13 protein-coding genes are annotated in these 21,652 nt (G+C 71.1%); 10 read left to right on the top strand and 3 right to left on the bottom strand.

The window, feature by feature from the left end; genetic code table 11:
• Positions 1-99 precede the first annotated feature (99 nt).
• Positions 100-696, bottom strand: coding sequence for a DUF1349 domain-containing protein (locus OG689_RS06085; RefSeq protein WP_266318414.1), 597 nt, complete (start codon positions 694-696; stop codon positions 100-102).
• An 852-nt stretch (positions 697-1,548) separates the two neighbouring features.
• Here OG689_RS06085 and OG689_RS06080 point away from each other — a divergent pair.
• The gene (locus tag OG689_RS06080) at positions 1,549-3,909 is read left to right on the top strand and encodes a M4 family metallopeptidase (RefSeq protein ID WP_266326889.1); all 2,361 of its coding nucleotides are present in this window, start codon (positions 1,549-1,551) and stop codon (positions 3,907-3,909) included.
• Between the two features lie 161 nt (positions 3,910-4,070).
• Here the strand turns inward: OG689_RS06080 and OG689_RS06075 are convergent, their stop codons facing one another.
• Complete coding sequence (locus OG689_RS06075) at positions 4,071-6,809, bottom strand: beta-L-arabinofuranosidase domain-containing protein (RefSeq protein WP_266318413.1); 2,739 nt, start codon at positions 6,807-6,809, stop codon at positions 4,071-4,073.
• Positions 6,810-7,029: 220 nt separating this feature from the next.
• The gene (locus OG689_RS06070; protein ID WP_266318411.1) at positions 7,030-8,412 is read right to left on the bottom strand and encodes a glycoside hydrolase family 43 protein; all 1,383 of its coding nucleotides are present in this window, start codon (positions 8,410-8,412) and stop codon (positions 7,030-7,032) included.
• 611 nt (positions 8,413-9,023) lie between these two features.
• Between OG689_RS06070 and OG689_RS06065 the strand changes: the two genes are divergently transcribed.
• From OG689_RS06065 to araA, 9 genes are all read left to right on the top strand, one after another.
• Entirely contained in the window at positions 9,024-10,442 is a 1,419-nt protein-coding gene (locus OG689_RS06065) for a glycoside hydrolase family 43 protein (protein ID WP_266318409.1), read from the top strand.
• A gap of 567 nt (positions 10,443-11,009) precedes the next feature.
• On the top strand, positions 11,010-11,999 hold the full coding sequence (locus tag OG689_RS06060) for a LacI family DNA-binding transcriptional regulator (protein ID WP_266326888.1): 990 nt from the start codon (positions 11,010-11,012) through the stop codon (positions 11,997-11,999).
• 502 nt (positions 12,000-12,501) lie between these two features.
• A complete protein-coding gene (locus tag OG689_RS06055) occupies positions 12,502-13,488 on the top strand; it encodes an ABC transporter substrate-binding protein (RefSeq protein ID WP_266318408.1) in 987 nt (328 codons plus the stop codon).
• A 77-nt stretch (positions 13,489-13,565) separates the two neighbouring features.
• Positions 13,566-15,089, top strand: coding sequence for a sugar ABC transporter ATP-binding protein (locus OG689_RS06050; RefSeq protein WP_266318407.1), 1,524 nt, complete (start codon positions 13,566-13,568; stop codon positions 15,087-15,089).
• Entirely contained in the window at positions 15,086-16,132 is a 1,047-nt protein-coding gene (locus OG689_RS06045) for an ABC transporter permease (RefSeq protein WP_266318406.1), read from the top strand. The genes OG689_RS06050 and OG689_RS06045 overlap by 4 nt, the downstream gene beginning before the upstream one ends.
• Positions 16,129-17,103 (top strand): galactofuranose ABC transporter, permease protein YjfF, encoded by a 975-nt coding sequence (gene yjfF / locus OG689_RS06040; RefSeq protein ID WP_266318405.1) that lies wholly within the window; start codon positions 16,129-16,131, stop codon positions 17,101-17,103. The genes OG689_RS06045 and yjfF overlap by 4 nt, the downstream gene beginning before the upstream one ends.
• A 506-nt stretch (positions 17,104-17,609) precedes the next feature.
• Positions 17,610-19,343: a ribulokinase gene (locus OG689_RS06035; protein ID WP_266318403.1), complete on the top strand. Its 1,734-nt coding sequence runs from the start codon at positions 17,610-17,612 to the stop codon at positions 19,341-19,343.
• Positions 19,340-20,011, top strand: a complete 672-nt coding sequence (locus OG689_RS06030; RefSeq protein ID WP_266318401.1) for an L-ribulose-5-phosphate 4-epimerase — start codon at positions 19,340-19,342, stop codon at positions 20,009-20,011. The genes OG689_RS06035 and OG689_RS06030 overlap by 4 nt, the downstream gene beginning before the upstream one ends.
• Positions 20,012-20,025: 14 nt before the next feature.
• Positions 20,026-21,531, top strand: a complete 1,506-nt coding sequence (gene araA / locus OG689_RS06025; RefSeq protein ID WP_266318400.1) for an L-arabinose isomerase — start codon at positions 20,026-20,028, stop codon at positions 21,529-21,531.
• Positions 21,532-21,652: the final 121 nt, after the last annotated feature.

Genomic DNA, 21,652 nt, shown 5'->3' with positions numbered 1-21,652 from the left:
TTCGTCCGCGCCCACCCTTCGGCGGGCGGGTCCTGCCCCGTCCCACGACCCGGACCCATGGCCAGGGCGTCGGACGGGGCGGTGCCCGCCCTGCTGGACCTAGCGTCCGTCGAAGAGGTGGGCCAGCCGGGTGGGGCCGAGGCGGATGTCGTCGAACTCGACCTGGCAGCCCTCGCCGACCGGCGACTGGACCTCGACACCGACCCGGGTCACGCCCTGGCCGGTGAGGGCGAACTGGCGGACCAGGCGCCAGGAGGAGCCGTCGTCCGAGACATGGAAGGCGAAGGCCTCGTCGATCCGGCTGATCCGCAGCCACAGCGCGTCGCCCGCGACGGGCCCCGCCACCGCGTCGTCCGACCGCCCGCGGGTGACGACCGAGAAGACGCTCGGTGCCCCGTCCGGCGCCTGCTCGAAGTTGAGCTTGGCCCAGTGCTCCTCGTCCGACCGGACGATCAGGGCGCCCGCGTCCCACGGAGCCTTGAACCCGACCCGGACCCGCGCCGAGAACTGCCAGTCGCCCTCCGGCGGGTCGACCAGCGCCATGGCGGCGTTGCGCTTCACCTCACCGCTCATCGGGTTGGTGAAGATGTCCGTCCGGGCGTCGGCCTGGACGGACAGAACGCCGTCGGTCAACTGCCAGGAGGCCGGGGCGGGGTCCCATCGGGAGAGGAGGGGGGAAACGTCGTCGAAGCTCATGTCATCAATTATCGACAGGATTGACGGCGGATCTCCGGAGAAACCTCAAAGAATCCAACACGGGGATCCAGATTCGATCGGGTTGCTGCTCGCCGAGTGGCGCCTTCGGGCTGTCCCGATGGCTTGAAATGTGCATGCCCCGGACGATGCTCCGCGCTCGGGTCGACGTCGAGGGTGACATTCGCCCGTCCGCCCGTCCGCTCGTCCGTCCGCTCGTTCGTCCGCTCGTCCGTCCACCGCTCGTGAGCCGTGAGCCGTGAGCCGTGAGCCGCGAGCCGTGAGGCGTGTGGCGGGGCACCCCTTACGCACCGCATCCGGCCGTCATGACGTTGGCCACGTGCTCGTCCGGTGGGCCCGGACGGCTTGAAATCATCCGGTCCGCAGCCGAGTTCGGTGGTCGGCCGTACGGCTCCCCGACCCTGGGGTCGATCGGCGCCGGGGTGGCGTGGGCCGCGCTGGGCTGTCCCGTCAGGATCCGTTGGTGGACAAGAACTTTGACGAAACGTCAGGTAAATGTTCGAGGATGCCTTGCCGGCGCTCCTCATGAGACGGCTGCCCGGTGCGGGAGTTGACTCGGGAGGTACGCGCGTTTCGGCCAAGTCGCTGCGGCCCAGATGACATGGCCGCGCAAACATGGAACGCTTCCGCTTGCTCGGACACGCCCAACAGGATGGCGTTTCCGCACAGTTGATGCAGGGTCATCGAGTCTCCCGCTCCACCCGGACGCTGCGGCTCCGCGCGTCCGGGACTGCACCGGCCGACGTCGTAGTCGGCCGCCCCCGATGAGGAGTTCCGTTGAGGCGTTCCCCCCACAAGGCTGTCACCGCGAGCGCGTTGGTAGCCGCGGCCGCGATGGTCGCCGTCGCATTACCGGCCGGCATCGCCACCGCCGACCCCACCCCCGAGCACGGGCCGGCCGCCCAGGGTGCCACCGCCGGTACCTCCCCCGCGCCCAGGGCGGGAGCCCTCGCGGTGGCGCTGGCCCCGGGCGAGCGGTCGGCCCTGCTGGCCGACGCACAGAGCCGGCGCGCCACCACCGCCAAGGCCCTGGGCCTCGGAGCGCAGGAGGACCTGCAGGCGAAGTCCGTGCTGAAGGACGCGGACGGCACCCTGCACACCCGCTACGACCGGACCTTCGCCGGGCTGCCCGTCCTCGGCGGCGACCTGGTCGTCCACACGGCCCCGGACGGAACCACCAAGGGCGTCGACAAGGCCACCCGGGAGACCATCGCGGTCGCCTCCACCGCCGAAACCGCGACGGCCGGCTCGGCCGAGGAGTTCGCGGTGGGCCGCGCCAGGTCCGAGGGTGCGAAGGACGCCAAGGCGGACTCGGTCCGCAAGGTCGTCTGGGCGGCCTCCGGCACCCCGGTGCTGGCCTGGGAGAGCGTCGTCGGCGGCCTGCAGCACGACGGCACCCCGTCCGAGCTGCACGTCGTCACCGACGCGAGGACCGGCGCCAAGCTGTTCGAGTACCAGGACGTCAAGAACGGCATCGGCAACAGCCAGTACTCCGGCCAGGTCACCATCGGCACCGCGGGGTCCGGCAGTTCGTACAGCATGACCGACAACACCCGTGGCGGTCACAAGACCTACGACCTGAACCACGTCGAGACCGACGACGTCCCGGGCACGCTGTTCACCGACACGGACGACGTGTGGGGCAACAGCACCACCGCGAGCGCGCAGACCGCCGGCGTGGACGCCCAGTACGGCGCCCAGCTGACCTGGGACTTCTACAAGAACGTGCTGGGCCGCAACGGCATCCAGAACAACGGTGTCGCCGCCCACAGCCGCGTGCACTACGGCGACTACTACGTGAACGCGTACTGGTGGGACGGCTGCTTCTGCATGACCTACGGCGACGGTGACGGCAACGCCAACCCGCTCACCTCGATCGACGTCGCCGCCCACGAGATGACGCACGGCGTCACGTCCGCCACCGCCAACCTGAACTACAGCAACGAGTCCGGCGGTCTGAACGAGGCCACCTCCGACATCATGGCCACCGCCGTGGAGTTCTGGGCCAACAACGCCGCCGACCCGGGTGACTACCTGATCGGCGAGAAGATCAATATCGACGGTGACGGCAAGCCGCTGCGCTACATGGACCAGCCCTCCAAGGACGGGTGGTCCGCGGACTACTGGTCCTCCTCCGTGGGCTCCAACGACGTCCACTTCTCCTCCGGTGTGGCCAACCACTGGTTCTACCTGGCCTCGGAGGGCAGCGGCGCCAAGCTGGTCAACGGCGTGAACTACAACTCCCCGACCTACGACGGCCTGCCGGTGAACCCGATCGGTCGCGACGCCGCCAGCAGGATCTGGTACCGGGCGCTCAGCACCTACATGACCTCCAACACCAACTACGCCGGTGCCCGCACCGCCACCCTCCAGGCGGCCGCCGACCTCTACGGGACGGGCACCCCCGCCTACAAGAACACCGCCAACGCCTGGGCCGCGGTCAACGTCGGAGCCCGCATCACCCAGGGCGTGACGGTGACCAACCCCGGTGACCAGGTCACCAGGACCGGCACGGCGGTGAGCCTGCAGACGAAGGCCGTCAGCAGCAACCCCGGCGCACTGACCTACACCGCCACCGGCCTGCCGGCCGGCCTGACCCTGAACGCCTCCACCGGCAAGATCACCGGTACGCCCACCACCCAGGCCCTGAGCACCGTCACGCTCACCGTGAAGGACACCACCGGCGCCCTGGACGTGGTGTCGTTCGGCTGGACCACCTACACCGTCGGCCAGTGCACGGTGTCCCAGCAGCTCGCCAACCCCGGCTTCGAGTCCGGCACCACCGCCTGGTACGCGTCGGGACCGAGGGTGATCGACTCCACCAATCCCTACACCCTCCCGCGCAGCGGCTCGTGGAAGGCGTTCCTCGACGGCTACGGCAGCACCCACACCGACACGCTCTCCCAGACGGTGTACGTCCCCTGGGGCTGCAAGGCCACCCTCACCTTCTGGGTGTTCATCACCACCGACGAAGGCACCAAGACCGTCCCGTACGACAAGCTGACCGTCCAGGCCGGTGAGACCGTCCTGGCGACGTACTCCAACCTGAACGCGACCACCGGCTACGTCCAGAAGACGGTCGACCTGTCCGCGTACGCCGGGCAGTACGTCAACGTCCAGTTCGTGGGGAAGGAAGACCTCGCGGCCCGGACCACCTTCCTGATCGACGACACCCAGTTCATGCTCGGCAACTGAGCTTTGAAGCAGACAGTCTGACGCTCCGTCGATCAGGTCCGACGAACCCCGGGCCGGCACCTGGCCGGGCGGCGGTCCGGTAGTTCAGGCGAGGTCCGCCCCCACCAGGGGCGGGCCTCGCCGCCGTCCGGGCCCGGACGCCCAGCGGTGTCCGGACCCGGTCAGACGAACCGCCAGAGGTGGTCGCGGGCGCCGTTGTCGTCCGCCTGCACGATCTGCGCGCCGGCCGCCGTGGAGGCGCCCGTGACACCGAGCACCTTGCCGCTGTTCAGGTTCTCGATCCGGAACGCACCCTCGCCGCCGTGGCGCAGCCGCCAGAGGTGGTCGCGGGTCCCGTTGTCGTCCCACTGGAGCACCCGGGCCCCGGCGGCCGTCGAGGCCCCCTCCACCCCGAGCACCTTGGCGCTGTTGAGGTTACGGAGTCGGAAGGCGCCGTCCGCGTCACGCACCGCGAGCCACAGGTGGTCGGCGGTGCCGTTGTCGCCCCACTGGACGGCGAGGCCGCCGGCCGCCGTCGACATGCCGTTCACGCCGAGCAGCAGACCGCTGCCGAGGTTCTGGATCCGCCGATCGCCGTCGGGCACGAACCACCACTCGTGGCCCGGGCCGCCGTCGTCGGAGTGCTGGACGACCTTGGCGCCGCGGGCGGCCGATGCGCCCAGTACGGCGAGGACCTTGCCGCTGTTGCCGTTGCGCAGCCGGTGCCGGCCGCCGCCGGTGTCGAGCACCGTCCAGAGGTGGTCGGCGGTGCCGTTGTCGCTCCACTGCAGGGCGTCCGCGTCGTCCGCGGTCGACATGTCCCGCACGCCGAGCACCTTGCCGCTGTTGACGTTGCGCAGTTTGAGCGCCGAACCGGTCACCGCCAGCTGCCAGTTGTGGTCGGCGGTGCCACTGTCCTCCCACTGCAGGGCCTGGCCGCCGTCCGTCGTCGCCATGTCCTGGACGCCGAGCAGCAGTCCGCTGGTGGCGTTGACGAGCCGGAAGCTCGCGGTGCCGGCCCGGCCGTCCGCGTTCCAGTACACCGTGTAGTTCTGATGGTGGTTGTCGTAGAACGGGATCAGGTCGACGGTCGAGCCGTCCGCCGCGGCGGTGAACTTCAACGGGGTCGCGGTGGCGGCGATCGAGGCCGTGCTGAGCACGGGCAGCCGGCCGCCGAGGTCCCGGGCGCCGTACGCGCCGCTCAGCACCACCGGCCCGTAGGTGACGGCCTGGACGCCCGCGTCGTCGTTGGCCGCCCGCAGGGCCACCGACATCGGCAGCCGAACGGTGACGGTGTCGCCGGGCGTCCAGGTACGGTCGAGGACCGCGTAACTGCCGGGCGTGGAAGCGACGTTCTGCGGCGCGCCGTTGACGGTCAGGGTGGCCCCGGCGGTCCAGCCGGGGATCCGGACCCGCATGGCCCAGGCGCCCGTGGCTCCGGTCACCGTCAGCGTGGTGGTGTCGGACGCCGGGAAGGCCGTGGTCTGGGTGACGGTCACCCCGCGGGCCGCCCAGGTGAGCGTCGAGCCGATGAACAGGTTGACGTACAGCGAGGTGGCGTCCCAGAAGTAGATCGAGTCCATCAGCTTGGTCTGGGTCTCCAGGCCGGTGCCCTGGCAGCAGGTGAAGGTGTCGTAGTCGCGGCTGTAGAAGCGCTGTCCACCGGGCTTGGTCGGCGTGAAGTAGCAGACGTGGCCGTGCGGGTCGGCCGGATCCTGCTGGGCGAGCAGCTGGTTCAGCAGAGCGTTCTCGTAGTGGTCCACGTAGGCGACCCGCGTCGGATCGAGCTCGAAGAGCTCCCGGCCGAGCTTGAGCATGTTGTAGGTGTTGCAGCTCTCGCAGGTGTTGTCGGTGAGGAACCGTGCGATGGCGTCCGGTGGTTGGAAGAACTCGCCGACACTGTTGCCACCGAACACGTAGCTGTGGCGGTCGGTGACGATGTCCCAGAAGTTGACCGCGATGTCGCAGTAGCGCGTGGTGCCCGTCGCCTTGTACTCGCGGGCCGCACCGACGATCTTCGGGATCTGCGTGTTGGCGTGCAGGCCCGAGAGCTGGTCGGCGTCGCCCGCCAGCGGGTCGATCACTGCGGCGTGGTCGAAGCGCTGGGCCACGGCCAGCCACCGGGCGTCCCCGGTGTACTGGTAGAGGTCGGTCAGCACGGCGTTCATACCGCCGAACTCGGTGCGCAGCGTCGTCTGCATCTGTGGATACCCGAGCCGGCCGGTACGCCAATCGGTCCAGGCCGCCAGCCCCAGCAGCACGTCCCGGGCCTGGGTGAGGCCGGTCAGTCGCCACACGTCGAGCAGGCCGGCCAGGGTCTTGTGGACGCAGTAGTACGGCACACCCTTGCGGTTGCCCGTCTCCACGGTGTCGAAGTCGGACTCCGGGAAGCCCGAGAGGTACCCCGGGTTGTAGCCGTGCGGGGCGGCCTGGCACTTGGCCAGCTCCGCCACCAGGTATCCGGCCTTGTCACGGAACGCGGCCTCCCCGGTCACCGCGTACGCCTGCGCGAGGCCGCTGAGGAAGTGCCCCTGACTGTGCGAGCGGAACTCGAAGTCCGGCGCCTCCCAGCCGTAGCACTGCTCGGCTCCCTGGGTCGAGAGCCCGTGGTTGAGCCGGAAGTTGTAGAGCAGGCGGTCGGCGTCGACGAACCGCAGGTAGGCCAGCGTGCGGTTCATGTTGTCACGCCACCGGCCGGCTGGGAGTTGGACCTGCCCCAGGTCGAACGGCCGGACCAGAGCGCCGAAGTCGGCGCGCACGGGCGGCAGCGGTGCGGCCGGGGCGGTCGGTGCGGCCAAGGGTGCGGCGGCGGGTGCGGCCGGGGCCGGGAGCGGGACCGCCGAGGCGGTGGCCGGTGCGGCGGTGGCGAGCGCGGCGCCGGCGGCGGCGGTGAGGAAGTGCCTGCGATTGAGCTCGGACATGGGCCGAGGACATCCCTTCGTGGCGGGGACCGGATGGCACGGCTTGCTGGGCGGGGCATGGATCCGGACGGGTGACGGGCGTGCCGGGGGCGCCTGCGCGCGGGTCCGGGCGGGTCCCGGTGACCGGACCGCCTTGCACCGCCGGTCGGTCCGGCGGGCCGCGGCGCGCGTCCCCTCGGGTTTCAGCCGGTGCCCCCGTCGGGTGCCGGGGTCGGTCGGGTCAGGCGAGCGGGGTGACGGGGGTGAAGGTGCTGTCGCTCCTGAACAGGTCGCTGCCGTCGGCGAGGTCCACCCGGAGCTGGTAGTCGGCGTGGCGGAGGTAGCGGCCCGGATAGTTCCAGGACTCCAGTCGGACGCTGCCCGCCGTGGCGCCGGGGCGGGCCACGAAGGTGGCGTCACCGGCGAACTGCGCGGTGCCGGCGTCGGGGTCGAAGCGGGCCCGGAAGCCGTAGTGGCGAAGGTGGTTGCCGGCGGAGTCCCGGAAGGAGAAGGCGTTGGCGTCGGCGAGGCCGGGGAGGACCGAGAAGGTCGCCGCCTGCCGCTCGGCGGCACTGCCGGTGGCGCCGACCACCGCGAGATTGAGCAGGTTCGACCGGGTCTGCCAGTACCGGGTGGGGAAGTTGGCCGACCGCAGCGAACGGGTGGTGCCGGGAGTGAGCAGCGGTGACGCGGTGACCTGCTCCTTGAGGATGGTGAAGTGGCGTGCCGTGCCGGAGATTCCCGGCAGGGCCTGCGGTGCCGTCCAGCTGGCGAAGGTGTCGTAGCTGTCACTGAAAAGGTACTGGCCGGCCCCGTAGCCGTCGAAGAACAGCCGCCAGCCGCCGTTGTCGAGCCGGACCAGGGCGGGCCCCTCGCGGTAGCTGCCCCAGCCGGCCCAGTCACCGGTCCTCCTGAGGGTCCAGGGCCCGGCGAGCGACGTGGCGGTGGCGTACTCGATGTACTTCGTCGTCTCGTTCTTGGTGAAGGCGTGGTAGGTGGAGCCGATCTTCACCACGAAGGTGTCGATGTGGTTGGGGCCGATTCCCGCCAGGGGCACAGGTGCGCTCCAGGCGGTGAGCGCGCTGTCGGCCGCGGTCAGGAGGTACGGCGTGAAGTCCCACTCGTCGCTGGTGGGCGAGCACGAGACGATGACGTGCACGGACCCGTCCGGGTCGACGAACCACTCGGGCGCCCAGGCCCGGGAGAGGCCGGCGAGGGGTACGGCGTGGTCGTACAGGTGGGTCCAGGTCAGCCGGTCGCTGCTGCGGGCGAAGCCGATGGTGGTGCTGGTGTCCTGCCAGGCGTGGGTGGTGTAGGTGAGGTAGTAGTAGCCGTCGGTGTGCCGGAACAGGCTGGCGTCGCGGATGCGGTCGGCGGGCGGGGTGTACGCGGCGGCCCTGAGCAGGCGGAAGTCGGTGGCGTCGTCGGCCTGGTAGACGTTCACGGTGGTGTCGCCGGTGTTGGTGAACGCGACGATCGTGTACCGGTCGGCCGTCCCGGCCGCGGGCGCGGCGGCCCGGGCGGTGCCGAGCAGCGCGGGGAGCTCGCCGGCCAGGAGTACCGAGGCGGGCAGGGCGCTCATCGCGCGGAGGAGGGTCCGGCGTGAGGGGGAGTGGGAGCTCATGCTGTTCCTAGCTGTGGGGTCCTAGCTGTGGGGGCGGTGATCGCGGGATGGGGAAGGCTAATTGTTCACGCTCACACTGCTGTTGACGGGTGAGTGTGCTGCGAAGACAGGGTGGCGTCAAGGGTGCGGCCGGGGTTCCGGCGTCCGACCCGGCTCGCCGGGTGAACCGCATCGGGTCTCCGCTCTCCCTGTGCGTTCGTTGCTGATGAGGCGTCAAAGTCATTGTAGGAAAAGAAAATGTGGCGAAGGGAGTCGATGTGTTCGCTGCCGGGCCGGACGCTCGGCCGGTGGCGGGCCGGGTGGCCCTGTGGCCGGGCGACCCGGTTCGCGGAGTGTTCCTACGGATGTGGGTGGGGCCCGCGGAGTACCTCTGCCGGATGTCTTGACGACGACATTGTGAGCGTTAACAATACGGAAACCCGTGGGGAATGTGAACAGGACGGCGCGGACCGATTCGCCGCACCCCCTTGATGCCCGACCCTTGATGCCCGACCCGGGGCGTCCCCGTCCCAGTTGGCCGCACCGCACAGCAACCCCGGCCCACCCCACCGACGGCAGAGCCGGCGCCTCCGGCCTGCCGCCCACCGGCAGATGCAGCGAGGACCTCATCCATGCGCCATCTTCGATCCACCGGCACCGGCCGGCTCGGCGGGCTCGCCCCGGCATTCGCCGCCGCCCTGCTGGCGGCCCCGCTGGCCTCAGTTCCCGCCACCACCGCCCGTGCGGCGACCGCCTACGGCGGTTACGTCATGGGGTACTTCACCGAGTCCAACCAGGGGATCGGCAACAACTACGGGCTCCACCTCGCCGTCAGTGCCGACGGCCTGGAGTGGACCCCGCTGAACCAGAACGCGCCGGTGGTCACGCCGACGGCCGGCACCAAGGGCCTGCGCGACCCGTTCATCCTGCGCAAGCAGGACGGCACCTTCACCGTTCTGGCCACCGATCTCGCCGGCACGGACTTCTCCCAGCCGAACATGTACATCCATGTCTGGGACTCGCCGGACCTACGGAGCTTCACCAACTACCGCCGGGTGCAGGTCCATTCGATGACCACCACGCACGCCCGGGCGCCGGAGGCGTTCTGGGACGCGAGCCGGGGCCGGTACGCCCTGCTGTACTCCGCGAACAACGGCACCCGCAACGTCATCATGGCCGACTACACCAACGACTTCACCACCTTCAGCCAGCCGGTGACGTACTTCGACCCCGGCTTCGACGTCATCGACGCCGACGTCGTGGTGGGCGGCAGCGGCACCAACTACCTCTACTACAAGAAGGAGTCGGACCAGTCGCTGTACGGCGCGAAGGCCACCTCGCTGGCCGCCGGCGCCTTCAACTCCACCACCTACACGGGCCCGCTGGCGCACGGCGGCACCGAGGCCCCGATCCTCGTCAAGTCCTTGACCGGCAACGGCTGGACGCTCTGGGGGGACACCTACACCCCCAACGGCGTGTTCTACGCCTGGCAGACCTCCGCCGTCGACTCGGGCACCTGGACCGCCGCGGACCAGCGGACCTACACCCAGCCGATCAACTCCAAGCACGGCACCGTCACCCCGCTGACCGCGGCCGAGATGAACAATCTCAAGGCCACCTGGGGCACGCCGGGGTGGAGCCGGCTGAAGTCGTACAACTACCCCGCCCGGTTCGTCCGGCACAGCGCCTTCGCCGGCCGGATCGACGCCTTCCCGTTCGACCCCTACCCCGATGCCGAGTGGAAGATCGTCCCGGGCCTCGCGGACGGTGCCGGGGTGTCCTTCGAGTCGGTCAACTTCCCCGGGCGGTACCTGCGGCACAGCGGGTTCGCCGTCGTCCTGGACCCGGCCGACGGAACGGCCCAGTTCGCCTCCGACGCCACCTTCTACCGGACGGCCGGGCTGGCCGACTCCGCCGCCACGTCCTACCGGTCCTACAACTACCCCGACCGCTACCTGCGCCACGCGAACTTCCAACTGCGCATCGACCCGCTCTCGGCCGCCTCGTCGGCCACCGACCGTGCGGACGCCACCTTCCTGGTGACCAGCTGACCCGGGACCGGGACCGGGACCGGGGCCGGGACCGGGGCCCGGGACCCCGCACCCCGGCCCGCACCCCGGCCCGTGTCCCCGGACGCCGTGTCCCCCGCCCGTGCCCAGGGTCCCCCCGGCGCGCCGGGCTGCCCGAGCCGCATGATCGTCGGCGGCGGAGCACCGTGCACCGATCACCTGCTCCGGCCGTGCCCCGGTCCGGCCGCCCCGTAGGCGGGGCCTGAGGCCGCCCCGGGACGGCAGCCCCCGGCCCACGGCCGGGACCGGGCGACGTGCCCCGACCGGTCCCGGCCACCTCACCCGCGACTGCGCGTACTCCGTCCACGCACCCGGTCCGGGCGCCCGTCGACCCCGGCCCGCCCCGACCGCCCCGGCCCGCCCCGACGTACTCCGGGCCCCATCCGCAGCGCACCCAGGAGCACCCCTGACCCGAGACCGGGCCGGGGGTGCACGCCTGCTCGCACCCGTGTTGTGAGCGCAAACAGATCATGTGGCTATCCTGGTGCCGAGACGAGGGAGCCGGCAGTGACGGACGGAAGCGCCAAGCAGGCAGTGCGCCAGGCCGTGATGGCGGACGTGGCCAAGGTGGCAGGAGTGTCGCACCAGACGGTCTCGCGGGTCCTGAACAGTGCCCCCCATGTCCGGCCGGGCACCCGGGACAAGGTCCTCGCGGCCATCCAGGAGCTCGACTACCGGCCCAACTCGGCCGCCCGCGCCCTGGTCACCCGCCGTTCGCAGCTGCTGGGGGTCGTCAGTTTCGGCGGCACGCTCTACGGTCCGGCCCTGATGCTCGACAGCATCGAGCAGGCGGCCAGGGACGCCGGGTACTTCGTCAGCGTCGCCACCCTGCGATCGCTCGACGCCCGCTCCGTCCAGGACGCGGCCGACCGGCTGCGTGACCAGGGCGTCGAGGGGATCGTCGTGATCGCGCCGCAGCTGTTGGCGGTGCGGGCGATCTCCACGCTTTCCTGCGCGGTGCCGGTGGTGTCGGTCTGCTCCGCGGCCCGGTCCAGGATGCCGATCGTCGCGGTGGACAACCGGGCGGGAGCGGCGGCGGCCACCCGGCACCTGCTGGACCTCGGGCACCGGACCGTCCAGCACGTGGCCGGCCCGCGGGACTGGCTGGAGAGCGCCTTCCGGTGCGACGGGTGGCGGGCCGAGCTGGAGGCGGCCGGCGCCCCCGTCCCGCAGCCGTGGATCGGCGACTGGAGTGCCCGGTCCGGTTACGAGGCGGGGCGCCGGATCGCCGAGGATCCGCAGGTCAGCGCCGTTTTCTGTGCGAACGACCAGATGGCTCTCGGTCTGCTTCGCGCCATGCACGAGGCCGGCCGCCGGGTGCCCGAGGACGTGAGTGTCGTCGGCTTCGACGACATCCCGGAGGGCGCGTACCTCACGCCGCCGCTGACCACCGTCCGGCAGGGCTTCGCGGAGCTGGGCCGGCGCGCCCTGGCACTGCTGGTGGCGGAGCTGGACGGCGCACCGCGCGCGCACGGCCAGGTTTTGGTCCCGCCCGAGCTGGTGGTCCGCCGGAGCACCGGCCCGGCCCCTCGCCGCTGACGCCGTCCTGCCGGCGCTTCCTGTCGGCGGCTCCCGTCGCAGCCCCGGGTCGCCGCAGCCGCCGGGCAGGCCCGGCGGCTGCGGCGACCCGGCATCTTGGCTCCGGAGTCGGGCCGGCCAAGACCTCGCCGTGGGCCGTCCACCTGCGAGGTCTTCCCTCGGGGGTCGCCAACTGCCCTCCCTCCAGTGCGAGAAGAGCGCCGCAGGGCCGGCGGCCGGACGTTCATAAAGGTTGAGTAACACGCCACCGGGTCTCTTGACCCGCCAATTGTGAGCGTTAACAATCTCCACATCGGCGGAACGGCAACGAAACCCTCCGTTTACCGGCCTGGTGCCGGACCTCCGACGGACACCCCACCTGACCTCGGTGCGTGACCCGGCAAAGGGCCCCGCCGAACCTCATTCCATCCCGGTCGTCGCAAGCGTGCTGCGCGGACGACCGTGCCCCCGTCGAGCGGCCCGGAGCAGGCGGCCGACGGTGGCCACCCGAGAGGAAACAACAATGTTCAAGAGAGCTGCGGCGGCCCTGGCGGCCGGCGCGATGGCCGTGGTCCTCAGCGCCTGTTCGAGCGGCGGCGCCGCCAACGACGCTGCGGCGGGCGGCGGTTCGGACAAGATCACGATCGGCTTCGCCCAGGTCGGCGCGGAGAGCGGCTGGCGCACCGCGAACACCAAGTCGGTCCAGGACGCGGCGAAGAAGGCCGGCGTCACCCTGAAGTTCTCGGACGCCCAGCAGAAGCAGGAGAACCAGATCAAGGCCATCCGCTCGTTCATCCAGCAGAAGGTCGACATCATCGCCTTCTCGCCGGTGGTCGAGTCGGGCTGGGACACCGTCCTCAAGGAGGCCAAGGCCGCGAAGATCCCGGTGATCCTCACCGACCGCGCGGTCGACTCCCAGGACGAGTCGCTCTATGTCTCCTTCCTCGGTTCGGACTTCGTCGAGGAGGGCAAGAAGGCCGGCGACTGGCTGGTCAAGGAGTACCAGGGCAAGACCGACCCGGTGAACATCGTCCAGCTGGAGGGCACCACCGGCTCCGCGCCGGCCAACGACCGCAAGTCGGGCTTCGCCGACGTCATCAAGGGCGACCCGAAGTTCAAGGTCCTGGCCTCGCAGACCGGTGACTTCACCCGGGCCAAGGGCAAGGAGGTCATGCAGGCCTTCCTGAAGTCCCAGCCGAAGATCGACGTGCTCTACGCGCACAACGACGACATGGCGCTCGGCGCGATCCAGGCGATCGAGGAGGCCGGCAAGCAGCCCGGCAAGAACATCAAGATCATCTCGGTGGACGGTGTCAAGGACGCCTTCACCGCGATGACCCAGGGCAAGATCAACGTCGTCGTCGAGTGCAACCCGCTCCTCGGTGACCAGCTGATGGAGCTGGCGAAGAAGGTCAAGAAGGGCGAGAGCGTCGAGCGCCGTATCAAGACCGAGGAGGGTGTCTTCACCCAGGACCAGGCCGCCGCCGCCCTGCCGACCCGCCAGTACTGACCGGCCCCCGGGTGGCCTGGGTCCCTGCGCGGAGCGACGCCAGGGGCCCCGGTACCCACCATGAGAGGAGGACTGCGATGCTCCGGCAACCGGTCCTGGAAGTACAGGGGATCCGTAAGGAGTTCCCGGGCGTGCTGGCGCTGGACGGGGTCGACTTCCGGCTCTTCCCCGGCGAGGTGCACGCGCTGATGGGTGAGAACGGCGCCGGCAAGTCGACCCTGATCAAGGTGCTCACCGGGGTCTACGAGTCGGACGGCGGCCGGGTGCTGCTGGCGGGCGGGCCGACCACGATCACCGGCCCGCTGCAGGCCCAGCAGGCCGGCATCTCGACGGTCTACCAGGAGGTGAACCTCTGCCCGAACCTGTCGGTGGCGGAGAACATCCTGATCGGCCGCGAACCGCGCCGGCTGGGCCTGATCCACTGGGCGCAGGTGCGCCGCCGGGCGGCCGAGGCGGTGGCGGCGCTCGACCTCGACCTGGACGTCACGATGCCGCTCGCCGACTGCTCGATCGCCGTCCAGCAACTGGTCGCGATCGCCCGTGCGGTGGACATCGACGCCAAGGTGCTGATCCTGGACGAGCCGACCTCCAGCCTCGACCGTGACGAGGTGGCCCAACTGTTCGCCGTGATGCGGCGGCTGCGCGAGCGGGGCGTCGCGATCCTGTTCGTCTCGCACTTCCTCGACCAGATCTACGAGATCTGCGACCGGATGACCATCCTGCGTAACGGCCGGCTGGAAGGCGAGTACCTCACCTCCGAGTTGAGCCAGATGCAGCTCGTCGCGCGGATGATCGGCGCCGAACTCCAAGGCCTGGAAGGCCTTTCGGGCAGCGCCCGCAAGCAGCCCGCCGAGCTGGGGAGCGCCGGGCCCTTCCTGCGCGCCACCGGGCTCGCCCGCCGGGGTGCCGTCGAGCCCTACGACCTCACCATCCGCCCCGGCGAGGTGGTCGGCCTCGCCGGCCTGCTCGGGTCGGGGCGCACGGAGGCCGCCCGACTGCTGTTCGGAGCCGACCAGGCGGACGCCGGGACGGTCCGGGTCGACGGCGAGGAGACCGCGCTGCGCAACCCGCGCACCGCGATCGGCCACGGCATCGCCTTCTGCTCGGAGAACCGCAAGACCGAGGGCCTGGTCGGCGAACTGACGGTGCGTGAGAACATCGTGCTCGCCCTGCAGGCGGCCCGCGGCTGGACCAGGCCGCTGAGCCGGAGTGTCCAGGACGAACTCGCGATCCGCTGGATCCGGGCCCTGGACATCCGCCCGAACGACACGGAGGCGCTGGTTCGCAACCTGTCCGGCGGCAACCAGCAGAAGGTGCTCCTCGCCCGCTGGCTGATCACCGACCCCAAGCTCCTCATCCTCGACGAGCCCACCCGGGGCATCGACATCGGCGCCAAGGCCGAGATCCAGAAGCTGGTGGCGAAGCTCGCCGGCGAGGGCATGGCGGTGCTCTTCATCTCCGCCGAGTTGGAGGAGGTGCTGCGCCTCAGTCACAAGGTCGGTATCCTGCGCGACCGCCGGATGGTCGCCCAGCTGCGCAACGACGGCGGCCTCACCCCGGAGCTGATCATGGAGACCATCGCGAGCGGAGCACAGGGATGACCAAGCACCGCCTGTTCTGGCCGGCCGCGATCCTCGTGGCCCTGCTGCTGGCCAACGTGGCCTTCACCCCGGACTTCTTCGCCGTCCGGATCAAGGACGGCCACCTCTACGGCAGCCTGATCGACATCCTGCACTTCGGCGCCCCGCTGATCCTGGTCGCGCTCGGCATGACGCTGGTCATCGCCACCGGCGGGATCGACCTGTCGGTCGGCTCCACCGTCGCCATCGCCGGCGCCCTCGCCTGCCTGCACATCAGCGAGTCCGCCGACCCGGGCAGCGCGGGCACGGTGCTGACCGCCGTGGGCCTCGCCCTGCTGGTCGCGCTGGTGCTGGGAGGCGTCAACGGCTTCCTGGTCTCCAAGGTGGGGGTGCAGCCGATCATCGCGACGCTGATCCTGATGGTGGCCGGCCGCGGCGTAGCCCAGCTGGTCACCGACGGGCAGATCATCACCGTCACCAGCGGCCCGTTCCAGCTGATCGGCGGCGGCTACTGGCTCACCGTGCCGTTCGCCGTCGTGCTGGCGGCGGCCATGGTGCTGCTGACCGCGCTGCTGACCCGGTCGACGGCGCTGGGCATGCTGCTGGAGTCGGTCGGCGGCAATCCGGTCGCCAGCCGCCTGGTCGGCATCCGGGCGCAGCGGCTGATCGCCCTGGTGTACGTGTTCAGCGCGGTGTGCGCCGCGGTCGCGGGCCTGATGATCAGCTCCAACGTCTCCGCGGCGGACGGCAACAACGCGGGCCTGTGGATCGAGCTGGACGCCATCCTCGCGGTGGTGATCGGCGGCACCTCGCTGGTCGGCGGCCGGTTCTCCCTCGGCGGGACGGTCCTGGGCGCGCTGGTCATCCAGACCCTGGCCACGACCATCTACACCATCGGGGTCCCGCCGGAGACCACGCTGGTCTTCAAGGCCGTCGTCGTGATCGTCGTCTGCCTGGTCCAGTCACCCAAGTTCCGTGCCACCTTGGTCCACCGTCGCCGGTCCGGGGGCCGACGCAGCCGGTCCGAGTCCGCCGCACCCGCCAACCTGGAGGTGGGCCGATGAACGCCACCCTGACACGCCGGTTCCGTGAGCACATCCCGCTGCTGGTCACCGCGCTCCTGCTGGTCACCATGTTCAGCGTGGGCTCGGTGAGCTACGAGGGCTTCTTCTCCGGCCAGGTGCTGCTCAATCTGCTGATCGACAACGCCTTCCTGCTGGTGGTCGCCGTCGGCATGACCTTCGTGATCCTGTCCGGCGGGATCGACCTGTCGGTCGGTGCGGTGGTGGCCCTGTCCACGATGGTCTCCGCCTCGCTGGTGGAGCACCACCACTGGCCGATCGTCGCGGTCGTCCCGCTGGTGCTGGCGATCGGCGCCGCGGCGGGCTGGGTGATGGGATGGGTGATTCACACCTTCGAGATCCAGCCGTTCATCGTCACGCTTGCCGGTATGTTCCTGGCCCGCGGCCTCTGCTACACGATCAGTGTGGAGTCGATCTCGATCACCGACGCCGGCTACACCACGATGGCGCAGGCCCGGATCCCGCTGCCGGGCGGCATGTTCGTCTCGCCCAGCGCGGTGATCGCGCTGCTGGTGGTGGTCGCGGCCTTCGTGCTGCTGCACCACACCCGGTTCGGGCGCAACGTCCACGCGCTGGGCGGCAGCGAGCAGTCGGCGTTGCTGATGGGCCTGCCGGTGGCCCGGACCAAGATCGGGGTCTACGCGGTGAGCGGCTTCTGCTCGGCCCTCGGCGGTGTGCTGCTGACCTTCTACATGCTCTCCGGCTACGGCCTGCACGCGGTGGGCCTGGAGCTGGACGCGATCGCCGCGGTGGTCATCGGCGGGACTCTGCTCACCGGTGGCACCGGCTATGTGCTCGGGACCGTTCTGGGTGTGCTGGTGCTGGGGCTGATCCAGACGGTCATCAGTTTCCAGGGCACGCTGAGCTCCTGGTGGACCAGGATCTTCATCGGGGCGCTGCTGTTCGTCTTCATCGTGCTCCAGCGCCTGATCGCCCTGCGCCGGCGTTCCTGATCGCCCTGGGTCGGCGTTCCTGACCGTCCGGCACGGGGTGCACCGGGCCCGCCGGGGCGGACGCGCCGGTCAGGGTGTCGGGGTGCACCCGACGGACTTCCCCGGGGGCTCTTGCGCGAAGCGTTGTTAGCGTTAACAATTTGCTTCGGGCCCCACCGGAAGTCCCCCAGAACGCCGGTACGGGCGGCCTTCCCCGCTTCGGTCCGCCCGCACCGGCGGCCGCCGCCGCGCCTCCTCCCGAGGGTGAGGCCGGCGCGGCGGCGGCCGGCCGCCGGACCCCCGCAACGGAGCGGGACCGGTCCGGCGGCCCCGACAACAGAGACCGGCCCCGACAACAGAGACCGGCCCCGACAACAGAGACCGGCCCCGACAACCGATACCCAAGCCGACAACCGAAACCGGGCCCACCACGGACACCGGCCCCGACAACCGACACCCCCGCAGCGTGACCGCCCGCCGCCCGCACCCGCGGCAGGCACCACGCACCCGCCAGTAAGGACGAGACAGTGACCGAGACTTCCCCCGCCCCCGACACGGAGACCTACGTCGTCGGCGTCGACTTCGGTACGCTCTCCGGCCGCGCCGTGGTGGTGCGCGTGCGGGACGGCGAGGAGATCGCCAGCGCCGTCCACCCCTACCCGCACGCCGTCATCGAGGAGCGGCTCCCCGGGACGGGCCGGCCGTTGCCGCCCGACTGGGCGCTGCAGCACCCCGAGGACTGGCGCGAGGTGCTGCGCACCGCCGTCCCCGCCGCGCTCGCCGCGGCCGGCGTCGACCCCGCCGCGGTGATCGGCATCGGCACCGACTTCACCGCCTGCACCGTCCTGCCCGTCCGGGCCGACGGCACCCCGCTCGCCGAGACCCCCGCCTGGGCGGCCGACCCGCACGCCTGGCCCAAGCTGTGGAAGCACCACTCCGCGCAGGCCCAGGCCGACCGGATCAACGCCCTGGCGCACGCCCGCGGCGAGAAGTGGATCTCCCGCTACGGCGGGAAGATCTCCGCCGAGTGGCAGTACGCCAAGGCCCTCCAGGTGCTGGAGGAGGCCCCGGCCGTCTACGCCGCCTGCGAGCGCTGGATCGAGGCCGCCGACTGGATCGTCTGGCAGCTCACCGGCGCCGAGACCCGCAACACCTGCACCGCCGGCTACAAGGGCATCCACCAGGACGGCCAGTACCCGAGCGAGGACTTCCTCGCGGCGCTGAACCCGGGCTTCGCCGACTTCGCCCGCACCCGGCTGGAGCACCCGCTCTCCCCGCTGGGCGCCCGCGCCGGCTCCCTCACCGCCCAGGCCGCCGCCTGGACCGGCCTGCCCGAGGGCATCGCCGTCGCCGTCGGCAACGTCGACGCCCACGTCGCCGCCCCCGCCGCCCGCGCAGTCGACAACGGGCAACTGCTCGCCATCATGGGCACCTCCACCTGCCACGTCCTGAACGGCGCCGCCCTCGCCGACGTCCCCGGCATCTGCGGCGTCGTCGACGGCGGCATCGTGGAGGGCGCCTACGGCTACGAGGCCGGCCAGAGCGCGGTGGGCGACATCTTCGCCTGGTGGCTGCGCCAGGGCGTCCCCGCCGACTACCGCGACGAGGCCTCGAGCACCGGTGAGGACCTGCATCAGCTGCTCACCCGCAAGGCCGCCGGCCAGCCGGTCGGCGGCCACGGCCTGATCGCCCTCGACTGGATGAACGGCAACCGCTCCACCCTGGTCGACCACCACCTGAGCGGCGTCATCGTCGGCCTCACCCTCGCCACCCGCCCCGAGGAGATCTACCGGGCGCTGCTGGAGGCCACCGCCTACGGCACCCGCACCATCGTCGAGGCCTTCGAAGGCGCCGGCGTCCCCATCACCGAGTTCGTCGTCACCGGCGGCCTCAAGAAGAACGCCCTGCTGATGCAGATCTACGCGGACGTGCTGCGCCGGCCGGTCTCGCTCGCCGAGTCCGAGCAGGGGCCGGCGCTGGGCTCCGCGATCCACGCCGCGGTCGCCGCCGGCGCCCATCCGGGCGTCCGTGCCGCCGCCGCCGCGATGGGCCGGGTCCGGCCGGGCGCCTACCTGCCCGACCCGGCCCGCGCGGACGCCTACGACGCGCTCTTTGCCGAGTACCGCCTGCTGCACGAGCACTTCGGCACCGGCCCCGACAAGCAGCTGCACCGCCTACGCGCCATCCGCAACACCGCCCTCGGCCAGGCCGAGACCGGCGCCGCCGCCACCGACCGGAACAGCGAGGTCCGACCCGCATGACCGACCCCATCGACCTGATCCGCCGGCAGGTCAGTGACCTGCACCAGGAGCTCGTCCGCTACCAGCTGGTCGTCTGGACGGCCGGCAACGTCTCCGCCCGGGTCCCCGGCGAGGACCTGATGGTCATCAAGCCCAGCGGCGTCTCCTACGACGAACTCACCCCCGAAGCCATGATCGTCTGCGACCTGGACGGCAAGGTGGTGGACGGCGCGCACAGCCCGTCCTCCGACACCGCCGCCCACGCCTACGTCTACCGGCACCTTCCCGAGGTCGGGGGAGTGGTGCACACCCACTCGACGTACGCCTGCGCCTGGGCCGCCCGCGGCGAGGCCGTGCCCTGCGTACTCACCGCGATGGCCGACGAGTTCGGCGCCGAGATCCCGATCGGCCCGTTCGCCCTGATCGGCGACGACTCCATCGGCCGCGGCATCGTCGACACCCTGCGCGACCACCGCTCGCCCGCCGTCCTGATGAAGAGCCACGGCGTCTTCACCGTCGGCAAGGACGCCAAGGCCGCCGTCAAGGCCGCCGTGATGTGCGAGGACGTCGCCCGGACCGTCCACATCTCCCGCCAACTCGGTGAACCCCTGCCCATCGCGCAGGCCGACATCGACGCCCTCAACCACCGCTACCAGCACGTCTACGGCCAGCAGCCCGCGGCCCGGTGAAGGAGAACCACCCCATGACGCACAGCACCGAAGCCCGCGAGATCTGGTTCCTGACCGGCAGCCAGGGCCTCTACGGCGAGGACACCCTGCGCCAGGTCGCCGAGCAGTCCCGTGAGGTCGCCGACACCGTCGCCGCCGCCGGCATGCCCGTCCGGATCGTCTGGAAGCCTGTCCTCACCGACGCCGCCGCGATCCGCCGCACCTGTCTGGACGCCAACGCCGACGACACCTGCGTCGGCCTGATCGCCTGGATGCACACCTTCTCCCCGGCCAAGATGTGGATCGCCGGACTCGACGCCCTGCGCAAGCCCCTGCTCCACCTGCACACCCAGGCCAACGTCCACCTGCCCTGGTCCACCATCGACATGGACTTCATGAACCTGAACCAGGCCGCCCACGGCGACCGCGAGTTCGGCTACATCCAGTCCCGCCTCGGCGTCGCCCGCAAGACCGTCGCCGGCCACGCCTCCGACCCCGCCACCGCCCGCCGGATCGCCGCCTGGGCCCGCGCCGCTGCCGGCCGCGCCGAACTGGCCACCCTCAAGCTCGCCCGCTTCGGCGACAACATGCGCGACGTCGCGGTCACCGAGGGCGACAAGGTCGAGGCCCAGCTGCGCCTCGGCGTCTCCGTCAACACCTACGGCGTCAACGACCTGGTCGCGGCCGTCGACGCGAGCACCGACGCCGATGTCACCGAACTCGTCAAGGAGTACGAGGACAGCTACCGCCTCGCCCCTCAGCTGCGCGCCGGCGGCGAGCGCCACGACTCCCTGCGCTACGCCGCCCGGATCGAACTCGGCCTGCGCGGCTTCCTCGCCGAGGGCGGCTTCGGCGCCTTCACCACCAACTTCGAGGACCTCGGCGGCCTGCGCCAGCTGCCCGGCCTGGCCGTCCAGCGCCTGATGGCCGACGGCTACGGCTTCGGCGGCGAGGGCGACTGGAAGACCTCCGTCCTGCTGCGCACCCTCAAGACCGTGGCGCAGGGCCTGCCCGGCGGCACCTCCTTCATGGAGGACTACACCTACCACCTGGAGCCCGGGCGGGAGTTGATCCTCGGCGCGCACATGCTGGAGGTCTGCCCCTCGATCGCCTCCACCACCCCGTCCTGCGAGATCCACCCGCTCGGCATCGGCGGCCGCGAGGACCCGGTCCGCCTGGTCTTCGACGCCGCCACCGGCCCGGCCGTGGTGGTCGGGATGGCCGACATGGGCGACCGGTTCCGCCTCGTCGCCAACGAGATAGACGTCGTCGAGCCGAACGAGCCGCTGCCCAACCTCCCCGTCGCCCGGGCGGTCTGGCAGCCCCGCCCCGACCTGCGGACCTCCACCGAGGCCTGGCTCACGGCCGGCGGCCCGCACCACACCGTGCTCTCCAGCGCGATCGGCACCGAGGAGCTGGACGACCTCGCCGAGATGATCGGCACCGAGCTGGTGGTGATCGACGCCGGCACCACCATGCGGCAGTTCACCCGCGAGCTGCGCTGGAACCAGGCCTACCACCGCCTCGCCCAGGGCTTCTGAGCGATCGCCTTCGTGCTGGGGCCGCCCTCGGATTCCGGGGCCGGCCCCAGCAGCCTTTCGGGCCCCCGCGCCCCGCGCGCGGGTACGCCCCTCCCCTCCCGCGCACAGAGGACGGACGACC

This window comes from Kitasatospora sp. NBC_00240 (assembly GCF_026342405.1).
Lineage (GTDB): Bacteria > Actinomycetota > Actinomycetes > Streptomycetales > Streptomycetaceae > Kitasatospora.
This window is presented reverse-complemented; position numbering and strand designations above follow the sequence as displayed.